The sequence below is a fragment of the Neisseria sp. HMSC067G12 genome, from assembly GCF_001812725.1.
Taxonomy (GTDB): Bacteria; Pseudomonadota; Gammaproteobacteria; order Burkholderiales; family Neisseriaceae; genus Neisseria; species Neisseria perflava.
The window spans coordinates 1-305 of sequence record NZ_KV810207.1; the positions used below are offsets into that span (position 1 = coordinate 1).

Consider the following 305-nt stretch of genomic DNA (forward strand, 5'->3'; position numbering starts at 1 on the left):
CGTCAAGACCGTTAAGACGGTTGAACGTCGAACATTATGGGAGAGCGAGTCATGAACATCAAATGCCCGAACTGCGGGGCGGTGCATAGCCTGGACAGCTTAATCAATGACGCAGACGCATCAGCGGTATTAAAGGCTGTGTTGGAGATGGATGTGGAATTGGGCAAGGCGGCGATACGGTATATCGGTTTGTTCCGCCCCGCCAAGTCCCAGCTCTCTTGGGCGCGTACCGCGAAACTGCTGAATGAGTTGCTGCCGATGATTAAGGCACAGGAGGCGGCACGCGACGGGGTTTGTTTCCCCGC

The 305-nt window shown here is 55.7% G+C and carries 1 pseudogene; it reads left to right on the top strand.

What is annotated here, in order from left to right:
* Nucleotides 1-51 precede the first annotated feature (51 nt).
* A pseudogene (locus HMPREF2871_RS07430) lies at nt 52-305 on the top strand (hypothetical protein); the annotation flags it as partial.